The sequence below is a fragment of the Eudoraea sp. genome, assembly GCF_049669105.1.
GTDB lineage: Bacteria > Bacteroidota > Bacteroidia > Flavobacteriales > Flavobacteriaceae > Eudoraea.
The window spans coordinates 12,746-33,717 of the sequence record NZ_JBATKE010000034.1 but is presented as its reverse complement, the minus strand read 5'-3'; the positions used below and the strand labels follow the sequence as shown (position 1 = coordinate 33,717).

Sequence of the window (20,972 nt, the reverse complement as noted above, 5' to 3'; positions counted from 1 at the left end):
CATTAAACCGGCAGAGTTTCATTGCTATGCCAATGGTTTATCCACTCCGCCATTAAAGCTACCCAGGAATCACTCTCATTTAAGCAAGGAATATGTATATAACCCTCACCGCCTGCTTCCATGAATTGTTCTTTGCCCTCCATAGCAATTTCCTCAAGAGTCTCAAGGCAATCGCTTACAAAAGCAGGTGTAATCACAGCAAGCTTCTTAATCCCGGCTTTCGCCAAACGCTCAAACTCAAAATCTGTATAAGGTTTTAACCATGGATCACCGGCAAGACGCGATTGGAAAGAAGTGCTCACTTTTTCTTCGTCCAGATTTAACTCCGCTTTTACCAATTCTGTAGTATCATAACACTGATGTCTATAACATGTATTATGTGCTACCGAGTTTATTTGGCAACAACTTCCATCTATTTTGCAATGGAATTTGGTTGGATCTGACTTTCTGATATGTCGTTCCGGAATACCGTGATAAGAAAATAATATATGATCATAATCAAAGTTCTTTAGACCTTTTAAAATTAGTTCCGAAAGTACTTTTATGTAATCCGGATTTTTATAAAACGCCGGTAAGGTAGTAATTCTCATTTCCGGATAATTCGCTTGTTGCTCCTGCATAGTTTTAACTACAACAGTCTCATAGGAAGACATGGCATAGTGGGGGTAAAGCGGCACCAGTAGTATTTCACTTACTCCTTTGTCTTTTAATTCCTTTAAGGCGTTCTTAATGCTCATTGAACCATAGCGCATCCCCAGGGCAACAGGAATGGCTGTTTGCTGCCGGACCTTAGATGCAAAGCGTTCTGAAATTACTACTAAAGGAGATCCTTCTTCCCACCATATCTTAGCATATGCCTTTGCCGATTTCTTTGGACGGGTTTGAAGAATAATTCCACGAACAAGCAGATTACGCAACCAATTTGGCACATCAATTACACGCTCATCCATTAAAAATTCGTCCAGATATGGTTTTACTTCTTTAGCTGTGGGACCATCAGGAGATCCTAAATTCACTAATAATACACCCTTCATAATTCTTTTTTAAGCAATTTTTTTTAACAATACAAAAATACTACTTGGAATGAAACTCCGTTAAAATATGGTGAATACTTTTCTGATGCCCTTATAAGTAATCCCTATTGACCTAACCACTCTAAGTGGGAATTTATTGAAAATTACCTGGAGATTAGAAAATATTCCTGCCTCGTAAAATTACCTGAGGCCCCAAACAAACCAAAAATAATGCGCTTAACTAATGTAATCATTTGCTTTGTTCTATCACTGATGGGCTATTCCCAATCGGAAAAAAGTTTACTCTGGGAAATATCTGGAAACGGCTTAGAAACATCTTCCTATTTATACGGGACCATGCACGTTAGTAAAAAAATTGCTTTCCGATTGGATGATGTTTTTTATGAAGCCCTGGATAAAAGTGAAATAGTGGCTCTAGAATCTGATCCTGATACCTGGCTGGAAAGCGAAGAGCGTTTTGGTTCAGGTGCCCAGAAAGAAGGATATGGCTTCACTACCAAAGGGTTTTATACACATTCGTTTGCTTTGCAACATCCGAGAAAGAAAGACCTGGCATCGTACCTGGCATTTGAAGAAAAATTGGTGAATAGTATCCTATACAGAACTAATGAGTATTCACAAAATTTTGAGGAGGACACCTATTTAGACATGTTTATTTATCAGGCAGGAAGTCGGTTTAACAAACCTATCCTTGCACTGGAGAAACTTGAGGAATCAGCGGCACTGGTAGGAAGAGCTAGCCTGAATTCTATGAAAATGAAACCGGATGAATGGCTTCAAAAACGGATGCAACAACAAGACCTGATGTTCTTAATGCAGGATGCTTATCGGGAGCGCAATTTAAGCTTATTAGATTCTATTGATAAAGCGATGTATACCGATCATTATCTAAAGAATATGCTCTATATCCGTAATGAGAACATGGCGAGAAGTTTAGATTCTGCTATGCAAAAAGCTAAAGTTTTTGCAGGAATTGGGGCAGCGCATTTGCCAGGTACGCACGGTGTAATTGCATTATTGCAAGAAAAAGGATATGTTGTAGAACCCCTTGTTTCGGAAGCTACCGAAAAAGGTCAAAAACTTAAGGATAAATTCGTAAAAAAAATAAGGGAACATTCTTATAAAACTTTTGGGCCAGATGATAATTTCTTTACCATTTCACTCCCCAATAAATTATATCCAATATCCGAAAGAATTACTACAGTTTATGTTTCACCAGATTTAGCAAATGGAAGTTACTTTATGGTTAACAGGATACCCACCTATTCCAGTTTAAAAGCCGGAGGAGACTACACCATAGCGGATATTGAGCAATTATTATTTGAAAATATACCAGGAACTATATTGAGTAAAACCCCTATTATTAACAAGAGGTATAAAGGCCTGGATATTCGAAACAAACTAAAGAATGGTGATCATCAGCGATACCAAATTTACGTAACCCCCTTGGAGATACTTATTTTTAAAATGGGAGGAGAAGGTGATTACGTCATAAATTATTCTGATATAATATTTAATAGCCTAAAGTTTAAAGCTCCTGATGACAGAAGTAGGTTAATCACTTCAACTTTCAAGGACTTTGAAATATCAATGCCGGGGCTTCATAAATTTACAAATGCATCAAGAGGCGGCAGTCGCAGCATTGAAGGATATGACTCAGCAACTAATTCTTATTATTTCCTTAAAAAGACCACCCTTAATGATCTAAATTTTATTGAGGAAGATACATTTGAACTTAAACAAATTCAAAAACGAATATACCAAGACCTTCAGCTTAAGCCGAAATACAATTCTTTTGAAAATAAATCTCTTACTTCCAAAGCGGTTTGGGATTCAGTAAGCGGTCAGGATTTATATCTGAAAACCGTAATCAAACGGGGTGATTATTATTTGCTGGGCACTCGTACCAAAAGTGAAATTAATGCTGAAGAATTCTTCAATTCTTTTAAAATAAGAGAAGTTTCTTATCCTGAAGTATTCAAAAAGGTAGTAGATACTGCGATGCATTTCAGTACTGTTACATCTGTGAATCCACCCAAATTTGTTGAGCACAGCAATTACAAGTTTGGTAATAAGCAAAAAGCAAAAGCCTATAATCCCTATTCCAAAAAAACAATTTATCAGAACAAAAATAATGAGGCCATTGAGGTAGAGATAACAAAATCACATGACTATCTTACCTTTTCCAATATCGATTCTATTTGGGTATTAAGGAAAAAACAATACTCCGATAAACAGTTTAAAATCCAAAATGAAAAAACTAAAACATCAGGAGATGGTTACCACGAATTGCAATTCGTAATCACCGATACTGCAAGCACAAGGGGTATACTAATTAAGAATATCATTAGGGGTGGATTATTTTACCAGTTGAAAGCAGTGGTCGATACCATTTCAGAACCCAGTCCGTTTGTAAGTGCCTTTTTTGACAATTTTAAACCGGAAGGTGAGCCTATAGGACGAGATCTTCTTGAAGATAAAACAGCAGATTTCTTTGCCGCACTCAGGGAAAATGACAGTATAGTTCTAAAAGGCTATAGATACCTTTTATTTGATGAACGCCATATAGATTCCTTAACCTACTACATTTCACAATACTCCTTTGATGAGGATAAAAAGCATATACAATCTTACCTCATTAAGACATTAGGAGAATTGCAGCATAATAAGGTTATTCCGTTCCTGATAGATTTATATGCCAAATCATATAATAATTCTAGTGCGCAAATTAAAATTCTTCAGGCCATTGCAAGAAAAAAAACTGAAGCCTCCGTGCATCTATTGCTTGATCTTATGTCGCAAGATTTGCCTCTGGTATCTAATACGGCGGAGATAAGAAGTATTTTTAAACCATATGAAGACAGTTTGGTATTGGCAAAGAGATTATATCCTGAATTGCTGAAATACAGTTCGATTACTGAATACAAAGCTCCGATTTTTTCCCTTCTGGCACAGCTAAAAAAGGAAGATTTGGTAAAGCCCATACATTATAAAAAATACAAGGGCCAACTATTAAATGATGCTAAAATTCTATTGAAAAGGCACCTGGGGGAACAAAACAACAGTGAATTAAAAACAAGACAGGCAAATTATATAAGGCTCAGAAATAATGATATTTTAGAAGATTATGTTGTTTTGCTTTATCCTTTTGCCGGTGAAAGAGAAATGGGTCAATTTTTTAACCGACTTCTTTTAGTAAAAGATCCAAAAATTCGCAGCACCTACGTTACACAACTTGCTTCAGATGAAAAAAGCATCCCAACGGCAGTGATCAATTCTATGGCTTATGATATTAATGGCAGGCTTTTGTTGTATACTAAGTTAATGCATCATGGTAAATCTGATATTTTTCCGCATCAATACAGCTCTGAACAGTACCTGGCGGAAGCTCTCATTTATAAGGACAGAAAATTTGACAGTAATAAAGATAAGATTATATACCTCGGCGACAGGTCTATGACATATAAGAGCAACCCTTATACTGCATATTATTTTAAGACACAAAATAGCCAGGATTATCATAAGAACTTTAAAATCCATATTGTAGTATTTGCAGATGATATCCCTTTCAATTCAGTTCCTTATTATATTAATGACGGATTGCGGATGGCAGATACGGATACTGAGGAGGAGGCAATCGACTTTGTCACTGAAACCTTTTTATTAAAAGACCGTAAAAGAGCTATTGCCTACAAGCCAAACCAGTACCGTGGTTATGGAAGTTTTGGCTTCTAAATTGTATTTTTGCTCTATATGCAAATAAATATGAAATTAATCTCTTCATTTTTTTTCTTTTTACTATCTCTTACTATTTGTGCGCAACCGCTAATTTGTTCAGATCAGGACAAAACGGCATTTGATGTTAAGATTAAAGAAATTCAAAATTTAAAACAATCAGATTTTGGCGATACCATGATCTCCGTTGGTCAAACATTTCTTGGGATCCCATATGTAGCAAAAACACTTGAAATAGGAAAATCTGAATCTTTGGTTATTAATTTGCATGGGATGGACTGTACTACCTACGTTGAGAACGTTTTGGCCTTTAGTACTTTGTTGGTGGAGGATAAAATGAATTTTGATTCCTTCGTGAGTACTCTTGAAAATATCCGATATAAGGATGGTGAATTAAATGGTTATGCATCCCGATTACATTATTTTTCCGAATGGATAGCAAATAACGAAAAGAAAGAACTTTTAGAAGATGTAACTGCAGAAATAGGGGGTATTGAAATTAAGAAAGATATTAATTTCATGAGTACTCATAGGGATTTGTATCCCTTTTTGCAGGACGAAGAAAATTTCAAAAAAATTAAAGCTTCAGAAAATTACCTTAACCATAAATCTATTTGCATTTTACCCCAGGACCAGATTGAAGCCAATGAGAATCAAATAAAGAATGGCGATATTATTGCGCTAACCACCTCTATCAACGGGCTGGATATCACACATACAGGCATTGCCGTTAGAGAAAAAGATGGGCGTATTCATTTACTGCATGCTTCTTCTTCAGGAAAGGTGGAAGTTTCTGAATTGCCCTTAGTAGAATATTTGAAAAAGATTAAAAAGAATACAGGGATAATGGTGGCCAGGCCATTATAAAAAATGTTGTTCTGAAGTCTTGAAGCGCAGCTCTTTAATTGAGCCTATGTATTAATGTATTCTTTGTAGATTGCTATGGGTACTAAACCCGTCCATCCACAAAAATCTTTTTTAGCAGGCATTCCATAAGAAATTAGATCCGGAGCATAATTCTCCCAAAAAGTATGGGTAGCTTCAAAAACTTCAGCAACAGCAGCATATGTTTTCTTCGCCAGAATTTGGGCCAATTCGTGTTTCCCATTAGCAGATAATCCCTTTAATACCATATAGGAAGTAGGAGCCCAAACGCCTCCAAGCCAATAATCGCCCCAACCTTTATAATCCGGGTCATCCGCAGAAAGAGCCGGCAATGGTGTTCTTCTGTAAAATTCGTCTGGATTTGTTAAGTGAGCGAGAAAACGATCCATATGTTTTTCGGGCACCAGTTCACCTAACAACGCCCAATACATCCCAATATGCTTTCTTTTTATTTGTTTTTCAAATCCCAGGTCATAATAAAAAGCATCTTCATCATTCCAGCATAAAGAATTTAAAGCATCTTTAACCTCAGCATGAAAATCTTCGTAGAATTGAATGTCATCTGTTACCCCAATCTCATTTGCAAAATATTTGAGTTGCAGGGCATACATAGCCATCTGTGCAGTAAAGTCTACCAATCTGCCTTCATCATTCCAAACGCCTTGCAGAGTGTTTACATAGTCCTTGATAAATGAATTTAGGCGTTCCTCACCTGTCGAACCGCTCATCTTTCCTAACTTTTCCCCGAGCTCGTGATGTGTCAGACCATTTCCTTCATCAGTGGTCCAACCTCGGGGAGATCTTGGGATGTTATCCATCCCCATACCTAAAGTATCTCCCCAAAATAGTTTGTCCTCACCCTGATAGGTATTCACGTGAAATTCAAAGTTCTTTTTTAATATTGGATAGGCTTTTTTTAATCGGTCGACATCCTTCTTCAGCGTGTAAATTTCAGTTTCTGCAAAAGCCAATAAAGGAGGATTGATTGAAACAGGGTGGCTCTTTGACCAAAGGGGGCGCCCATCCTTTCGATACTCCCTGCAGATAAACCCATCTTCTTCAATACGCCCATAAAAATTATCAAGGGCCTGATATACCGGTAACTCATCAAGGTGGTATTTTGCGAAAGCTACAATAAAACAGGTATCCCAGAGAAAAATATTATCAGAGAAAGCCGCATCTACAAAGGGTTTTTTAAAGAAAGGTTCAGATTCTCCTCCACGAACTTTAGATTTAGTTATTTCCAAAGCCTTGTCGTACATGCGTTTAGATAATTCTTGAGTCACTTCAAAACAACAGTCCAATGTAGCCAGTTTTGTTGTTTCCGTATGACCCACTTTATTATCAGTACAAGCCGTGGGTACTGCAGCAGCTATCGCTGCAAATCCCAAGGTATTATTAAACTTTCTTCGATCCATAACTATTCGATTATCTGATAAATGGGTTCTTCAAAAGAATGTTGTTTATCTCCCCAGGCAATAATTTATTCCCCCTACCAAGTGTTTTTGAAAATCGGGTTCATCAAAAGATTCTGCCGTATGGCCTCCGCCAGTGTAAAAAACCCGGCCACCATCAAATTCATAATACCATGCAATGGGATGGTTATCTCCGTTTGTGCCACCTTCATATGAAGTTTCATCCAGGTATATAAGCACATTCATATCCGGATTTATATTTTTATAATTATACCATTCATCATTACGCACCCAGGTGTCTTTTAAATGGCTGGTAGATAAATGTTGTTTGTTAACGACGTTCATTTTGGCCTCTCTGACATTGGGGTCATTCGGATGGCTAGTAAAATATGCGCCAACCAATTTACCATACCATGGCCAGTCATATTCAGTGTCGCTGGCGGCGTGAATTCCCATGTAATTACCACCCTTATTAATATAATTTTTAAAAGCCTGCTCCTGATCAGGGCCTAAGACATCCAAGGTTGTGCTTAAGAAAAGTACCAAATCATATTTTTTTAAGTTGGTATCATTAAATTGTAATGAATCTTCTGTTTGCGTAACTGAAAAATTGTTTTCTTTTCCTAAATTTTTCAGGGTCTCCACGCCTTTTTCAATAGACTTGTGCCTATAACCCATAGTTTTTGTAAAAACCAGGATTTGAGCCATTTCTTCTTTTATGGAAGCAATATTTTCTTCTTGCAGCTGTGGTTGAGAAGATGCTGTTAGCGAGATGCAAAAAAGCAAAGAGGTAATAAATTTTCCGAGTGTTTTCATAAGTATATATTATAATTGATTAAATATCGAGAAATCTTCTTAATGATACTACTAATTACTCAATGACATTAAATATTTTTTTGGAGTAGTCCCAAATTTCTTTTTAAAAGATGCAATAAAATGACTCGATGTACTATATCCTATCCTATGCCCTACTTCGTTTACATTATACTCCCCGGATTCGAGCATTTTACGTGCAAAATCCATTTTATAGTCAAACAAAAAACTAAATACCGGTTCTCCATACACTTGTTTGAAACCCTCCTTTAGTTTTTTAAGTGAAAGGCCAATCTCTTCGGATAACTGTGTCAGGGTAGGCGGTTCTGCCATGCGGCTTATCATGATTTCTTTAGCTTGCTTTATTCGCTTTATATTCTCTTCATCCACCAAAAAGGGACATTGTTCTAAATCTGCATCTTCACTTTTGTTGAAATATAATGAGATTAATTCATAAACTTTGGCTTTAACATAAAGTGCCTTAATGGAAGGATGGAGATTATAATTAATTATTTGGCTAAGTATAACGGCAATTGCCGGAGTTACACCTTCCTGGGAATAGTATTTTTTTTCCTTATTATCATTGCTCAAAAAAGGAATATAGTCTGCTTCTTTTGAAAATAGAGAATGAAACCTTCTTATGGTCATTATAACAGATACCATCCATGACTTGGGATTAAGTTCTAAATTTAATGGGAGGTCTAATTGCGTATTATATAACAATAAAGAATTCTCCTCAGATACTTCCAGAGCATAATGACCCTCATTAAAAATAAATTTTGCATTCCCCTTTAAACAAAAGTGGAATTGAATGAAGCTGCTATCAATATCCCGGGTAACTTTTTGAACCTCAGGGCCCTCATTTTGAATTTTTAACACATAAAAATCATCATCAATCAAGACTTCGGTAAATGAACCTTGAGCGATATTTTTGTATTCCGTTTTAGGTGAATTCATAAACATTCTATTTAGAAACATTCTAAATAGAATGTTTGCCAGTAGCTGTTAAAGCTATAAATTTAATGGTTTTTGCGATATTTTCGATGAAATTCCAATAAAAAAACTTAAAGCGATATATATTGTACCTCCAGCGTTATTTTTATTAAGTAGATGCTACTATTTTTGTGAGCTATATTGATAATGTATGAAGAGGTATCATATCTCCAAACACAATTCTTTTTATACCGTTGGGCTAAGCTATAAAAATGCAGACGCAGTATTAAGAGGAAAATTTAGCTTGGACCAGGACGCAACCGATGCGCTTTTAACGGAAGCTAAGACAATAGGCGTTGATGGTCTTCTTATTACTTCTACGTGTAATCGGACAGAATTGCACGGCTTTGCGCAGCACCCCTTTCAGTTAATTAAATTACTTTGTGATCACTCCCAGGGTACGGTTGAAGAATTTCAGGAAGTAGCTTATGTTTTAAAAAATTATGAGGCCATTAACCATTTGTTTCTTGTAGGCAGTGGGTTAGACAGCCAGATCTTGGGCGACTTTGAAATAATTAGTCAATTAAAACGCAGCTTTTCCCAATCCAAAAAACATGATCTTACAAATCACTTTTTGGAACGCCTGGTTAATTCAGTCATTCAGGCCAGCAAGCGAATTAAAAATGAAACGGAAATCTCAACGGGGGCTACCTCCGTGGCATTTGCGTCTGTTCAGTACATTCTAAAAAATGTTGACAATATTGCAGAAAAGAATATTTTACTTTTTGGTACGGGCAAAATAGGTAGAAATACTTGCGAAAACCTTATCAAACATACAAATCACTCTCATATAACCCTTATTAACCGAACTAAGGATAAGGCCGAAAAAATTGCTGGAAAGTTTAATCTTGTCGTAAAGGATCATGGAGATTTGCAAACAGAAATCCGTAAGGCAGATGTCCTGATTGTGGCTACCGGGGCTAATTCCCCCACTATCTCTAAAGAACTTATCTATACTAACAAGCCACTTTTGATCTTAGATTTATCCATTCCTAAAAATGTGGCAGATAATGTATTGGAATTAAAAGATGTTTCTGTATTACACCTGGATCATCTATCGCAAATAACAGATGAAACCCTTGAACGCAGAAAGCAATATATTCCTCAAGCAGAATCCATTATAGATGAAGTGAAATTAGATTTTAGCCAGTGGCTGGAAACCAGAAAATTTGCTCCGGTTATAAAAGCCCTTAAAAAGAAACTAAAATCAATGAAAGAAGAAGAACTGGATTTTCAGTCTAAAAAACTCACTGATTTCAATTCAGAACATGCAGATATCATATCGGAAAGAATCATTCAGAAGATAACTAAACAGTTCGCTAACCATTTGAAGGAATCTGAGAATGATGCTGATGATAGTTTGCAACTTATACAAAAGGTCTTTCAACTAGAATTAAACTCCCAATGAATAAGGTCATTCGTATTGGCACCCGCGATAGTGAACTTGCACTATGGCAGGCAAATGACGTAAAGAAAAAACTTGACAAGCTGGGACATTCCACACAATTAATCCCAGTAAAATCAGATGGGGATCTGGAATTAGATCAACCGCTCTATACCATGGGTATTACGGGAATTTTTACAAAAACTTTGGATGTGGCAATGCTTACAGATAAAATTGATATTGCTGTACATTCAATGAAAGATGTGCCCACCATTTTACCAAAAGGCATTGTGCAGGCAGCTGTTCTGAAACGTGCAAACCACAAGGATATACTGGTGCATAAAGGTCTGGATTTTCTAAATACCGAAGGAATTATTGCTACTGGCAGTTTAAGAAGAAAAGCACAATGGTTACAGCGTTATCCCCTTCATGAGGTAGTTGATTTAAGAGGAAATGTAAACACCCGATTGAAAAAACTGGAAGATAATTCCTGGGATGCAGCAATTTTTGCAGCTGCTGGCCTTGAACGTTTAAATAAACTTCCGGAGAACCATACCGAACTACAATGGATGGTGCCAGCACCCGCTCAAGGTGTTATGATGATTGCAGCCAAAAAGGAAGATCAGTTTTGTATTGAGGCACTTACCTCTTTAAATCATGAAACCACAGAAATCTGTACACAGGTTGAACGCGAGTTTTTAAAGGAATTAGAAGGAGGCTGCACAGCACCAATTGGAGCTTTAGCTACTATTGAAAACGATTTTTTACATTTTAAAGGTATATTGCTATCTCTTGATGGGCAAAGAACAGCAAGCATTGATAAAAAAATCAGACTGGCAGATACAATAGATTTTGGTAAAGCCTGCGCACATGAGGTCTTATTTAATGGAGGGAAGGATTTGATGCGAGACATAAAAATCCAAATGAACCAATGAAAAATGTCCTCTCCACAAAACTCCTCACACCCGGGCAAAAAACGATTCTAAATGATGCCGGTATTGATTTTCAGGAATACGACGCCATAAATATCCACTACCAAGAATTTCGGTTAACCCCCGATTTTGATTATTTTATTTTTACCAGTCAGAATGCGGTTAGGGCATTTATAAACCATAATTCTAATATTCATACAAAAAAGGAATTAGGAAAGGAGTGTTTTTGTGTAGGGGAAAAAACTAAATTACTTTTAGAACAAAATGGTCATAAAGTTGTAAAAATGCTCCATAATGGAGCCGAATTAGGTAATTTTATTGCAGAAAATCATAAAAAAGCATCTTTTTTATTCTTTTGTGGAAATAGAAGAAATGATGATTTACCCAATATTTTGACGAAACATAAGGTTCATTTCAAGGAAATTGTAGTATACAAAACAGAATTAAAACCTCAGCATTTTTCAGAACCCTTTGATGGCATATTGTTTTTTAGTCCCAGTGGAGTAAAGAGTTTTACTATGTCAAATGAGGTGGGTAATAGTACGGTATTCTGTATAGGCGATACGACAGCAGGAGAGGCCGCCCTATTTACAGATTCCATAATAGTGGCAGATACCCCAGTTGTGGAAAATCTGTTGAAAAAAGTCACATTGCATTATAATTTGAGCATTAAGAAATAAAATGAGTATAAAAAACGATTTATTTTTAAGAGCATTACAAGGTGAAACTGTTGAGCGCCCCCCTGTATGGATGATGAGGCAGGCTGGCAGATACCTCCCTGAATTTATGAAGATTAGGGAAAAATATGATTTCTTCACCAGATGTCAGACACCGGAATTGGCTTCTGAAATTACCGTTCAACCTATTAGGCGTTTTGGAATGGACGCTGCCATACTTTTTAGTGATATTCTTGTAATACCACAAGCTATGCAAATAGAAGTACAAATGAAACCCGATTTTGGCCCCTATTTGCCTAAGCCTATTCGTTCTCAAAAAGATGTAGACAAGGTTTTAGTACCCGATGTTAATGAAGAGCTGGATTATGTAATGCAAGCCATTGCCGCGACCAAAGAGAAATTACAGGATGAGATCCCTTTAATTGGTTTTGCAGGTTCTCCATGGACGATTCTCTGTTATTGCGTACAGGGGCAAGGCAGTAAAACCTTTGATAAGGCCAAGGAATTCTGTTTTACACAACCGATAGCTGCTCATAACTTATTGCAGAAAATTACGGATACCACTATCTCATATTTGAGAGCCAAGGTAAAAGCGGGTGTAAATGCAGTTCAGGTCTTCGATTCATGGGGTGGCATGCTTTCACCCAATGATTATAAAGAATTCTCGTGGAATTATATCCAACAAATTATAGATGCCCTAAAAGAGGAAACGCAGGTAATAGTCTTTGGTAAAGGTTGTTGGTTTGCTTTAGGCGATATGGCAAAATCCGGGGCCTCTGCGCTTGGAGTGGATTGGACTTGTTCTGCCCGAAATGCCAGAACTTTGACAGGAGGGAAAATAACGCTCCAGGGAAATTTTGACCCCGCCCGCTTATTGTCTCCCCCGGAAGTCATTAAAAAAATGGTCACTCAAATGATTAATGAATTTGGAAAGGATCAATATATCGTTAATCTTGGCCATGGGATTCTGCCCAACGTCCCTGTAGAAAATGCTAAAGCATTTATAGATGCGGTAAAAGAGTATAAGCCTTAAGGTAAAAGGGGTTTTAAATTGCTTGAGGCCCTTTCTTTATCTGAGTAGAATCAAGTGATTGATGACAGAAAGTCGAATTAATAGTTTATTTGCTTTAGAGCCATTAACAACTATGGACACCTTCGCTTTACATGCTTTTTTAGCTTCAAATAAAGAAGAATTTCATCGCTTTTTCCCAATTACCTTAGGGCAAAATGAGACTATTGGAGCCTCTGAAAACTTCATACTAAATAAAAGTGAACAGCTAAAATTAAGAACAGAATTTACTTTTGCCCTCAAAACAAATAAAACGGTGGTTGGCCTGGTCATCTTAAAAAATTTGAATTGGGAACTTAGGCGGGGTGAGATGGCATATTGTATTGACAAAAATTATCAAGGTAGAGGTTGGATTACAAGAGCTGTAAAGGATACCAGTGTTTTTGCATTTAATGATCTCGCCTTAAAAACCCTGGAAATTATTGTACACGAGCAAAATAAAGCAAGTGTTAGAGTAGCAGAAAAATGCGGATATGAATGGAAAAAAACATTGTTAAAAGCCCATACCCCTCCTAAGGAAGAACCACTTGATATGGAATTATATGAAAGATCATTTGAAAAATAAATTCTACAGTTACATTAAAGAGCTTCAGGACACAATTACTTCCAAATTAGAAGAAATTGATGGTTCCGCTAAATTTCGTGAAGATATCTGGAAACGTCCGGAAGGTGGTGGTGGAAGGACCAGAGTAATTGAAGATGGTTCAGTTTTTGAAAAGGGTGGTGTAAACATCTCTGCTGTTCATGGTGAACTCCCAAAAAGTATGCAAACCTATTTTGGTGTAAAGGATGCGGATTTTTATGCATGCGGTCTAAGTTTGGTACTCCATCCCGAAAATCCAATGGTCCCAACGGTCCACGCCAATTGGCGTTATTTTGAAATGTATGATAAAAAAGGTGCCTTGGTAGATCAATGGTTTGGAGGAGGCCTCGATCTTACACCATATTATTTATTTGAGGAAGATGTTCAGCACTTTCATTCAGTATGCAAAGCATCTTGTGATGCGCATGATCCTGGTTTTTATAAAACCTATAAAAAGAAATGTGATGACTATTTCTGGAATAGTCATCGCGGAGAAGCACGAGGAGTAGGTGGTTTATTTTTTGATTACTGTAAAGTTTCCGACACTATGAGCATTGAGGATTGGTATAACTTTGTCACCACGGTTGGCAATGGCTTTCTGGAAGCATATATACCAATTGTTATAAAAAGAAAATCACTCACTTATAGCCAGAAACAAAGGGATTGGCAAGAAATTCGCCGCGGTCGTTATGTTGAATTTAATCTGGTTCACGACAAGGGTACTCTTTTTGGATTAAAGACTAATGGGCGTATTGAAAGTATTCTTATGAGCTTACCCCCACATGTTCAATGGAAGTATGACCATCATCCGGAACAAGGTAGTGAGGAGGCCAGATTAATAAAAGTATTAGAAAATCCAAAATCATGGATTTGACATCTTTTAATTGTAATTTAGAAGCGAATACCGCTTAAAATGCTGCAAAAATTATTTCAAGTAGATGCCTTTACTGATCGGTTGTATTCCGGAAACCCTGCTGCTGTTTGTATCCTGGAAAACTGGATAGAAGATAGCATAATGCAGAAAATTGCCATGGAAAATAATCTCGCGGAAACCGCTTTTGCTGTTAGAGATGGTTCTCAATACATCATCCGATGGTTTACCCCGGAGTTGGAAGTAGATTTGTGTGGCCATGCAACCCTGGCAACAGCTTTCGTCTTATTTAACAATTATGATCTGAATGACTCTTATGTTGAATTTTTTTCGCCCAAAAGCGGAAAGCTTCTGGTAGAAAAAGGTGAAAATGGCTTATTAATACTGGATTTCCCCACAGATGAAATACAATCCATAAAACCAATTCAAGCACTTAACGAAGCAATTGGCAAGAATCCGGTTCATACGCTAAAAGGAAAGACCGACTATCTCCTTATTTATAATACACAGAAAGACATTGAACAATTGAATCCAAATTTCTTTCTACTCAATCAACTGGATGCCCGAGGGGTAATTGTATCTGCCCCTGGAGACAGTGTAGATTTTGTATCGCGTTTTTTTGCTCCCCAATGTGGAGTCAATGAAGACCCTGTTACCGGTTCAGCCCATACCAGCCTAATACCCTATTGGTCTAAGGCTCTTGGTAAATCCACACTTGTAGCAAAACAGTTATCTAAAAGAGGTGGTGATATTTATTGTGAATTTCAAAACAAACGGGTAAAAATTGCAGGGAGGGCAGTACCATATTTAAAAGGTGAGATTATTATTTAGAATATATTCATTTCAGTTACCTTTAAGCTTAAAATAAAGCCAATGTATCCACTTCGAAGAAACAGAAGATTACGAGCGAACAGTGCCATCAGGCATTTGGTTCGTGAAACAATTATAACACCTAGTGATTTTTTAGTCCCGTTATTTGTTGTTGAAGGCCATGGAGTTAAGGAAGAAATTCCTTCAATGCCTAATTACTATAGATTGAGCCTCGATAACCTGGGCAAAGAGGCAAAAGAACTTTGGAGTATGGGCCTTTGTGCTGTTCTGCTTTTTGTCAAAATCCCCGAATCACTAAAGGATAATAAAGGAACAGAAGCTCTAAATGAACATGGTTTAATGCAACGTGCAATTAATGCAGTTAAAAGCGCTTGTCCTGATATGTTGGTTATGACAGATGTTGCACTTGACCCTTATTCGTCATATGGACATGATGGAATTGTGGCTAATGGTCAGATTCTTAATGACGAGACCAGCGAGATTTTGGCACAAATGAGTATTTCACATGCTGAAGCAGGTGCAGACTTTGTAGCGCCCAGTGATATGATGGATGGTAGGATACAAATTATCAGAGAAGCTTTGGAGGATGAGGAATTAACCAATACGGGAATCATGTCTTATTGCGCCAAGTATGCAAGTGGCTTTTATGGTCCGTTTCGCGATGCTTTGGAATCAGCACCTGTAAACAAGGTCAATGTCCCAAGGGATAAGCAGACCTACCAGATGGATCCGGCTAATCGGATAGAGGCTATTAAAGAAGCCCATATGGATGTTGACGAGGGGGCTGATATTATTATGGTAAAACCCGGAATTTGTTATCTGGACATTGTAAGAGAAATAAAAGATGAAGTAGAAGTACCTGTGGCAGTATACCAGGTTTCAGGTGAATATGCAATGCTGAAGGCTGCCGCAGAAAAAGGTTGGCTGGATCATGATTCCGTTATGATGGAGCAATTGATCTCAATAAAACGGGCAGGTGCAGATATCATTGCCAGCTATTTTGCAAAAGATGCAGTTAAATTAATGGGGTAGGCTGATTACTATCAATACTTTACCATACAATTCTATGGGAAGATTTCTATTATTTAATTATCGATTTTATATTTTAATACTATTTGGTATTTTATTTTCCAAGTCCTACGCACAGGATAGTTATAAAGAATATTCGAATTCAGACAGTCAGCTCAGTAAAATTACCAGTAGGTCTGTCCCGATAGATCGGATTTCAAGGGAAACAGACCATAAAGTTGATTCAATTATTACCAATGGCATAAAGAACCATGCTTTTCCCGGTGCCCAGATTTTAGTTGCGAAAAAAGGTGATATCATTTTTCATAAAGCATATGGATTTTATACTTATGACAGTATCCAACCAGTAGCACTGAATGCCATCTATGACCTTGCATCCGTCACAAAAATTACTGGTCCCCTGCTTGCTTTAATGAAGTTATATGACGAAGGAAAACTTGATCTGGATGTGCCATTTAGCAGGTATTGGAAACCCTGGAAACATGTAAAAAATAAAAATGAACTAACCCTGCGTGAAATACTTGCACATCAGGCAGGTTTAAAGCCTTATATAGTTTTTCTAAATGAAGTTCAGAAAAAAGGAAGAATTAGCCGAAAATATATCCATTCCGAGCCTTCACCCAGGTTTGAAAATCAGGCTTATGAGCATCTTTATGTGAAAAATAGATTTATTACAAAAATGTATAAGGAAATTGATCGATCGCAGGTGAGTGAAAACAAAACCTATCTCTATTCCGGACTGGCATTTTTAATATTCCCTAAGCTTATTTCTCAACTTAGCGGGGCGTCTTATGAATATTATTTACAAAAACATTTCTATCTGCCAATGGGGGCCACGGCACTTGGTTTTAAGCCCAAAACTAAGAAGTATCCTAATGCTATTGTTCCAACCGAAGTAGATTCAGTATTCAGGAAAGACCTTGTAAAAGGTTGGGTTCATGATGAAAATGCTGCTCTCATGGGGGGAATCTCAGGAAATGCAGGCCTTTTTGGGACAGCCAGAGATCTGCATATAATAATGCAGATGTATCAGAATTATGGTATTTACGATGGCCAAAGGTATCTTTCGGAAGCCACCGTTAAAGAATTCACCAAAGTACAATATCCTGAAAATGATAACAGGCGTGGTCTTGGTTTTGATAAGCCCCTATTGAATAATAAAAACTTGTCTATTTCGGAAGCTTATCCCGCGATAGATGCAAGCATGGAAAGCTTTGGACATACTGGCTTTACTGGAACCTTTATATGGGCTGACCCAATAAACCAATTGGTATTTATTTTCCTCTCCAATCGTGTTTACCCTACTCGCGACAATAGAAATTTATATGAACTGAATATCCGGCCACAATTACATCAGTTGTTTTATGTAGACGAGGGGGAGAAATAATTAATGAAATTAGTAAATCATATTATTAGTATTTTAGTATCCTAATTAAACCAAATGGAATTACTTCTCTTTTATGCCTTTATCTCTATCTTTTTTTCTTTTTTATGTTCCATTTTAGAAGCTGTTCTATTAAGTGTAACCCCAACTTTTATTAATTTAAAGAAAAAAGAAGGGAGAAAGTTTGCTTATACGCTGGAAGAATTAAAAAAGGATGTAGACCAGCCGCTTATTGCCATCCTAACTGTAAATACTATTGCTCATACCGTTGGCGCCATACTTGTAGGAGTACAAGCTAAAGTGGCCTATCAGGAAATATATGGTAGTAAAACCTATGCTTTATTTGGATTTACATTTACCGAAGAATTTATGGTAGGAGTAGTATCAACAATAATGACCATACTAATTCTTGTGCTTTCAGAAATTATACCAAAGACGATAGGTGCTACTTATTGGAAAAAGCTTGCCAATTTGACTGCAAAGTCCCTAAAAATATTGGTGTTGGCCTTAAAGTGGACAGGCCTGCTTTGGGTGCTTCAGTTATTTACACGACTTATTGGTAAAAAAGAAGTGCATGGCAGTGTCCTGAGCAGGGAAGATTTTACTACAATGGCCGATATAGCGCATGAAGAAGGTGTTTTTCAGGAATCTGAATCAAAGGTGATCAAAAACCTTCTGAAATTTGATGAAATTTGTGCGAAGGATATCATGACCCCCCGGGCTGTAATGAAAATAGCCACGGAATCTATGTCCATTAAAGAATTCTTTGAAGAAAATCCAAAACTAAGGTTCTCGAGAATTCCCATTTATGGCGAGAGTGTAGACATAATTACTGGTTATGTCTTAAAAGATAATGTTTTGGAAGAGATTATAAACGAAAATGGCGATATTCCTTTATCAACAATTAAAAGGGATTTGTTAGTTACTAAAAGGAATACCCCAATTCCCCAACTATTTGAGACTTTGATTGCGAAAAGGGAGCATATTGCACTGGTTGTTGACGAATATGGATCCGTTAGTGGCCTGGTTTCCATGGAGGATGTCATCGAAACCTTATTGGGACTGGAAATCATGGATGAAAGCGATAATGTTGAGGATTTACAGCTACTGGCAAGGAAAAAGTGGGAAGACAGAGCTAAAAAAACGGGTATAATTGAATAAAAAATGGCTACTGCATATATTAATACCCCTTTGGGGAGCGCAAAACTGGAAGGAGATGAAAATGGCCTAACTTATGTTACCGTACTTGAGACCGACGAGCCTGAAAGTAAGATAATTCCGGAAGATTTAGAAGATGCGGTATATCAACTAAATGAATATTTTGAAGGAAAACGCCAGAATTTTGACCTTTTGTTAAACCCGGAAGGTACTGAATTTCAAAAAAAGGTCTGGGCAGCATTGTTGGAAATACCTTTTGGAAAAACAATTTCGTATTTGGAACTTTCAAAGAATCTTGGAGATGTAAAAGCTATACGCGCCGTTGCTTCAGCTAATGGAAAAAACCCTTTATGGATAATTATCCCCTGCCACCGGGTAATTGGATCTGATGGCTCATTAACAGGGTATGCCGGTGGATTGCACCGTAAAAAATGGCTGTTAAACCACGAGAGTCCCTCCAAGCAACAAACCTTATTCTAAACCTACAGACCAACTGGTTTGTATAAGTGTAATTCCGAAGACGAAATTGGTGCTAAATTGGATTTTTGTCGTTGATTTTATACTTATTACCCACTTAAATATAAGAAGGGCTAATTATAGTGATTATAAAACAAACCAGTTAGTTGGTTCCCTTTCTAATTATCAATAAAACGAGTTGGCGCAAATTTCAAATTTGTATTCTTTAATAATCTGCCTTCTTCGGAAATAATAATTATTCCCCCCTCCAGCGTTTCTGTATCTACCAATTTCGCGTAACCCATTAGAAATGTATTGCTTTTCTGATTATAGTCAAAAGCGGTTAGCTCAATATCCAGTCCAACCTCATCCTGTACTTGTTGTACAATGGAGAGCATATCAATAATTCTATTTTCTTTTGTAATAAAATCATAAGTCGCCGGGCCAAAAGGGATATTTGAAGGCTGTGCATAAAGATTGAGATAATACAGTTTCTCATTAATTAAACTGGCCTCAGACTGAATAGGTCCTGCAAAGAAATACCTGTTTATTGAGAAGAAGTCCTCTTCTATTAACTCCAGGGTCTGTAAATCATAAAGAGTAAGTTCATAATTAGAAGTCGAATTCCCACTTAGAATAATCATATCACCCTCTTTATTGATCAAAATACTGGGGACCAATTTTCCAAAATCAAAGGTTCTTATTAAATCATTGCTATCCGTATCTATGACAGAGAGTTTATAGTTGGACTGCTGATCCAAAAAAGTAATTAACAGCCGGTTAGCATAATAAAGTGGTTCAAATACATCATTTACATTATATTCCACTATTAAATCTATCTCCTCATCAGTAGCTAGATTTATGGTCCTAATACCATAATTTGTGGACCCTTCAGGGCTGAAAAACCCCAGAAAAAGTTTATTCTCTGAATTAGTTCCCCAGGTAACCGATCTTTCGCTAGATATGGTATAAAATTCATTTAGAAAAGTGCTCTCCCCGGTTACATAATTTCTTTGCACTGCGGAAAAACTGCCTGCTGCAAAACTGAAAAAAGTAAGAACTTCAGATACCTGTCTCAAAGTAAGATACTCTCTGTTTATATTGCTTTCTGTCGTTAAGTTGAATAAGTCTCCTTCATCAAGAGTTCCATCATAATTAAACTGAAAAACACTTTGAAAATTCTGTCCTATTACCGTATAATTGGGCATTTGAACTTCAGAAACCATATTAGGTTGGTTGTCGTCATTGGTACAACCCAGAAAAAGTGTGCCAATAATAGAGAGGCAGAGAACCCACGGGAGCCTATAAAATTTCATGCAGCTTTTTTTTTAAAGATACATAATATCTTGTAGGAAGGGGTTGATAGTAATAGCAAGTTACCTATTTGAGGTTAAAATTGGTGATCAAATTAATTACCAAAAGGATATTTGCCTTGCTAGTAAAATTAATAGCTGGACATTGTGTTATCTGTCTTGATATCTTGAGAAGCATCTAAAACATTCTCTTCTCCCGGCGTAATGATATCCAAATCTCCTTCATTATCCGAATCGTCATTAGTACAGGAAACAACAAAACAAAGGGAAAACACAAAAGCCAGTGAAAGTAGCTTTCTAGTCACATTTATATAGAATTTCGGTTTCATATCAACAATAATTTGTAAGACAATTAAGGAATACTAAAACGTTTTTAATCAGTTTTTATTGAATTTTACTATTATAATTCG

Annotated in this window: 19 protein-coding genes; 13 read left to right on the top strand and 6 right to left on the bottom strand. The window is 36.9% G+C overall.

What is annotated here, in order from left to right:
- Window positions 1–2: 2 nt before the first annotated feature.
- Entirely contained in the window at window positions 3–1,034 is a 1,032-nt protein-coding gene (gene hemH / locus WBM60_RS02380) for a ferrochelatase (RefSeq protein ID WP_424262141.1), read from the bottom strand.
- A 210-nt stretch (window positions 1,035–1,244) separates the two neighbouring features.
- Between hemH and WBM60_RS02375 the strand changes: the two genes are divergently transcribed.
- Both WBM60_RS02375 and WBM60_RS02370 read left to right on the top strand, forming a co-directional pair.
- Window positions 1,245–4,769, top strand: coding sequence for a TraB/GumN family protein (locus WBM60_RS02375; protein ID WP_424278030.1), 3,525 nt, complete (start codon window positions 1,245–1,247; stop codon window positions 4,767–4,769).
- A gap of 30 nt (window positions 4,770–4,799) precedes the next feature.
- Window positions 4,800–5,636 carry an N-acetylmuramoyl-L-alanine amidase-like domain-containing protein gene (locus WBM60_RS02370; RefSeq protein WP_424277564.1) on the top strand — a complete coding sequence of 279 codons (837 nt, stop codon included), beginning with the start codon at window positions 4,800–4,802 and terminating at the stop codon, window positions 5,634–5,636.
- Window positions 5,637–5,680: 44 nt separating this feature from the next.
- Here the strand turns inward: WBM60_RS02370 and WBM60_RS02365 are convergent, their stop codons facing one another.
- Genes WBM60_RS02365 through WBM60_RS02355 form a run of 3 tightly spaced genes read right to left on the bottom strand, consistent with a single transcriptional unit; the run spans window position 5,681 to window position 8,839 of the window.
- Window positions 5,681–7,072: an MGH1-like glycoside hydrolase domain-containing protein gene (locus WBM60_RS02365; RefSeq protein ID WP_424282726.1), complete on the bottom strand. Its 1,392-nt coding sequence runs from the start codon at window positions 7,070–7,072 to the stop codon at window positions 5,681–5,683.
- A gap of 45 nt (window positions 7,073–7,117) precedes the next feature.
- Entirely contained in the window at window positions 7,118–7,885 is a 768-nt protein-coding gene (locus WBM60_RS02360) for a ThuA domain-containing protein (protein WP_424259662.1), read from the bottom strand.
- Window positions 7,886–7,936: 51 nt separating this feature from the next.
- On the bottom strand, window positions 7,937–8,839 hold the full coding sequence (locus WBM60_RS02355; RefSeq protein WP_424259663.1) for a helix-turn-helix transcriptional regulator: 903 nt from the start codon (window positions 8,837–8,839) through the stop codon (window positions 7,937–7,939).
- Between the two features lie 187 nt (window positions 8,840–9,026).
- On the opposite strand from WBM60_RS02355, the gene hemA reads away from it, so the two are divergent.
- The 11 genes from hemA to WBM60_RS02300 all read left to right on the top strand — a co-directional run bounded on the left by hemA (window position 9,027) and on the right by WBM60_RS02300 (window position 19,273).
- Entirely contained in the window at window positions 9,027–10,283 is a 1,257-nt protein-coding gene (gene hemA / locus WBM60_RS02350) for a glutamyl-tRNA reductase (protein WP_424259664.1), read from the top strand.
- Entirely contained in the window at window positions 10,280–11,194 is a 915-nt protein-coding gene (hemC, locus tag WBM60_RS02345) for a hydroxymethylbilane synthase (RefSeq protein WP_424259665.1), read from the top strand. Before hemA ends, hemC begins: the two co-directional genes overlap by 4 nt.
- Window positions 11,191–11,871: a uroporphyrinogen-III synthase gene (locus tag WBM60_RS02340; RefSeq protein WP_424259666.1), complete on the top strand. Its 681-nt coding sequence runs from the start codon at window positions 11,191–11,193 to the stop codon at window positions 11,869–11,871. Before hemC ends, WBM60_RS02340 begins: the two co-directional genes overlap by 4 nt.
- 1 nt (window position 11,872) lies before the next feature.
- Entirely contained in the window at window positions 11,873–12,901 is a 1,029-nt protein-coding gene (gene hemE, locus WBM60_RS02335; protein ID WP_424278858.1) for a uroporphyrinogen decarboxylase, read from the top strand.
- Between the two features lie 61 nt (window positions 12,902–12,962).
- Complete coding sequence (locus tag WBM60_RS02330) at window positions 12,963–13,502, top strand: GNAT family N-acetyltransferase (RefSeq protein WP_424259668.1); 540 nt, start codon at window positions 12,963–12,965, stop codon at window positions 13,500–13,502.
- Entirely contained in the window at window positions 13,492–14,394 is a 903-nt protein-coding gene (gene hemF / locus WBM60_RS02325) for an oxygen-dependent coproporphyrinogen oxidase (protein WP_424259684.1), read from the top strand. Before WBM60_RS02330 ends, hemF begins: the two co-directional genes overlap by 11 nt.
- 39 nt (window positions 14,395–14,433) lie before the next feature.
- Window positions 14,434–15,222 carry a PhzF family phenazine biosynthesis protein gene (locus WBM60_RS02320; protein ID WP_424259669.1) on the top strand — a complete coding sequence of 263 codons (789 nt, stop codon included), beginning with the start codon at window positions 14,434–14,436 and terminating at the stop codon, window positions 15,220–15,222.
- A gap of 42 nt (window positions 15,223–15,264) precedes the next feature.
- Window positions 15,265–16,254 (top strand): porphobilinogen synthase, encoded by a 990-nt coding sequence (gene hemB / locus WBM60_RS02315; protein ID WP_424282725.1) that lies wholly within the window; start codon window positions 15,265–15,267, stop codon window positions 16,252–16,254.
- Window positions 16,255–16,288: 34 nt separating this feature from the next.
- A complete protein-coding gene (locus tag WBM60_RS02310) occupies window positions 16,289–17,638 on the top strand; it encodes a serine hydrolase domain-containing protein (protein ID WP_424282724.1) in 1,350 nt (449 codons plus the stop codon).
- A 54-nt stretch (window positions 17,639–17,692) separates the two neighbouring features.
- Window positions 17,693–18,796 (top strand): CNNM domain-containing protein, encoded by a 1,104-nt coding sequence (locus tag WBM60_RS02305; RefSeq protein ID WP_424278860.1) that lies wholly within the window; start codon window positions 17,693–17,695, stop codon window positions 18,794–18,796.
- Between the two features lie 3 nt (window positions 18,797–18,799).
- On the top strand, window positions 18,800–19,273 hold the full coding sequence (locus WBM60_RS02300; RefSeq protein ID WP_424277568.1) for a methylated-DNA--[protein]-cysteine S-methyltransferase: 474 nt from the start codon (window positions 18,800–18,802) through the stop codon (window positions 19,271–19,273).
- Window positions 19,274–19,428: 155 nt separating this feature from the next.
- Here WBM60_RS02300 and WBM60_RS02295 read toward each other — a convergent pair whose 3' ends face one another.
- Together WBM60_RS02295 and WBM60_RS02290 are read right to left on the bottom strand one after the other, a co-directional pair.
- On the bottom strand, window positions 19,429–20,565 hold the full coding sequence (locus WBM60_RS02295) for a hypothetical protein (RefSeq protein WP_424282723.1): 1,137 nt from the start codon (window positions 20,563–20,565) through the stop codon (window positions 19,429–19,431).
- Window positions 20,566–20,693: 128 nt separating this feature from the next.
- Window positions 20,694–20,891 (bottom strand): hypothetical protein, encoded by a 198-nt coding sequence (locus WBM60_RS02290; protein WP_424259676.1) that lies wholly within the window; start codon window positions 20,889–20,891, stop codon window positions 20,694–20,696.
- Window positions 20,892–20,972: the final 81 nt, after the last annotated feature.